Origin of the sequence: Companilactobacillus nuruki, from assembly GCF_002872255.1 — a bacterium.
Taxonomy (GTDB): domain Bacteria; phylum Bacillota; class Bacilli; order Lactobacillales; family Lactobacillaceae; genus Companilactobacillus; species Companilactobacillus nuruki.
This window is the reverse complement of the sequence record NZ_NIPR01000050.1, coordinates 1-1,878: the sequence shown is the minus strand read 5'-3', so window position 1 is coordinate 1,878 and position 1,878 is coordinate 1. Positions and strand designations below refer to the sequence as shown.

At 28.2% G+C, this 1,878-nt stretch carries 3 protein-coding genes; 2 read left to right on the top strand and 1 reads right to left on the bottom strand.

All coding sequences use genetic code 11. The features are described 5' to 3' along the window. Positions 1-115: 115 nt before the first annotated feature. Positions 116-631: a hypothetical protein gene (locus CBP76_RS10385; protein WP_102196804.1), complete on the bottom strand. Its 516-nt coding sequence runs from the start codon at positions 629-631 to the stop codon at positions 116-118. A gap of 193 nt (positions 632-824) precedes the next feature. Here CBP76_RS10385 and CBP76_RS10380 point away from each other — a divergent pair, with 193 nt between their 5' ends. Beyond that, positions 825-1,307, top strand: a complete 483-nt coding sequence (locus tag CBP76_RS10380; RefSeq protein ID WP_102196803.1) for a TspO/MBR family protein — start codon at positions 825-827, stop codon at positions 1,305-1,307. 37 nt (positions 1,308-1,344) lie between these two features. Further along, positions 1,345-1,710, top strand: coding sequence for a DUF805 domain-containing protein (locus tag CBP76_RS10375; RefSeq protein ID WP_102196802.1), 366 nt, complete (start codon positions 1,345-1,347; stop codon positions 1,708-1,710). Positions 1,711-1,878: the final 168 nt, after the last annotated feature.

Here is a 1,878-nt window from a genome sequence, read left to right as displayed (position 1 = left end):
ATTTATTATTAAATATTTTTTATAAATTTAATTATTTTAAAAAGCAATTTTTTTCAAAAGCAATAAAATATCCTTATGATTTTTAGTCATCACAAGGAAAGAATATAACTTAATATTAATTTTTAATCCACTCATTAGTTGCTACTTGTACATATGATCCTTGATTATTAGGTACAGTCAATAATTTATCAATTAACCAAGAACCAGCCTGCAAAGTTTTTCCTGAATCCACTAATGAATATGTCTTATAATCCAATCTATATATTCTTTGCGAATTTTCTAGATTTAAAACATCACCTTTTGGTACGCTATATACACAAGTTACCTCTGATTCATTGACCCACTCATTGGTTGCTACTCTTTTATAGGTATTATCTTTTCCGTAAGCAAATTGATCAAACTTCCAATCACTATTTGAAGATAATGCTCTGTTAGTTATCAATGAGAAATCATAAGTTGGATCAGCTCCTAAACTGACATTAGCTTTGCCTTGCGCATAGACTTTAGTAACCTTAGAAGTGTGTAAATAGTCTGGTATTAATGTAGCAGCTTTTACATTGGTGGTTTTTAATCCTAATAATGAAATAAATACCACTACTGTTGCTAGAATAACTTTGACGATCTTTTTCATGATATTTCTCCCTATGGAATATATTTTAATTCGTAATGAAATTATATCATGAGATCGCTTACAAAATCGATACTGATATACAGTTTGTATCTATTAGAATTTCTGACAGGTTTTGAAATCAATGACAGTGTTGAACCCATCATGATAAAATAAAACTATTAATATTTTATTATTCTCAAAGGAGGGGTTCTATATGAGTAAACTATTTAACAAAGCAAATTTAATTAAATTAATTGTTTTCATTATTATAGTTGAAGGAATTGGCAGTATTTCCTCTTTAATTTCAGGAAATATTTCTGGGAAGTATATGGCGCTTAATCTGCCACCTCTTTCACCGCCAAGTTATTTATTTGGGATTGTCTGGCCAATATTGTATCTATTGATTGCCACTTCTGGATATTTAGTTACATTTTCTGATAAACCATTTAAATATAAACTTAATCCGACGCTCTTATTCTACTTTCAATTATTACTAAACTTCATTTGGTCGATAGTCTTTTTTAATAAATTATATTTAATAGGATTAATAATCATTATCGTACTTGATCTTATAGTGATTCTCTATATCATCGAATCTTATCAAATAAGTAAAGTTGCATCTTATCTATTTATTCCTTATATATTATGGATACTATTTGCTACATATTTAACTATAGGTGTAACTATTCTGAATTAACTATTTTTTATTTAATACATTTAGGGAGGATTTTATAGTGATAAATTCATACAAAAAGTTTTGGGATAACATTTTTAATTTTTCAAGTACCAGCTCTCGTTCTGATTACTGGTGGCCAGTAATTATAAATTACATATTGGGTGGTCTTCTTATAGGTATCATTCAAAAATTGATGGGGCATTCAATTGAAGATATTTATACTATTTCTGATTTAACTACAAATACACTAGTTCGATTAGTAACTATTATTGTTTGGATAGGTACACTTTCAGTAAAAGTACGTAGATTGCACGATACTGATCGCTCAGGTTGGTGGATATTAATTGATTTAATTCCACTGATTGGTACAATTTGGTTCTTTATATTAATGATATTACCCTCAAAAAGAAGCCGTTGGAATTAATTAAATTTAAGGTACCACATAATTGTTGGATATGAAATCTAGCAGTTATGTGGTGCCTTTTTTATTCCATGATTATTTGTTTTACTGAGATATTATGCTTATTTAAGTCAAAAAAATAGAACATCCGAGAATGTTCTAAAATCAGTTATTTAAGGAGAGTACAGGATT

Coding starts and splice junctions, on each gene's coding strand:
- CBP76_RS10385 (WP_102196804.1), bottom strand. CDS start 631: ATGAAAAAGATCGTCAAAGTTATTCTAGCAACAGTAGTGGTATTTATT.
- CBP76_RS10380 (WP_102196803.1), top strand. CDS start 825: ATGAGTAAACTATTTAACAAAGCAAATTTAATTAAATTAATTGTTTTC.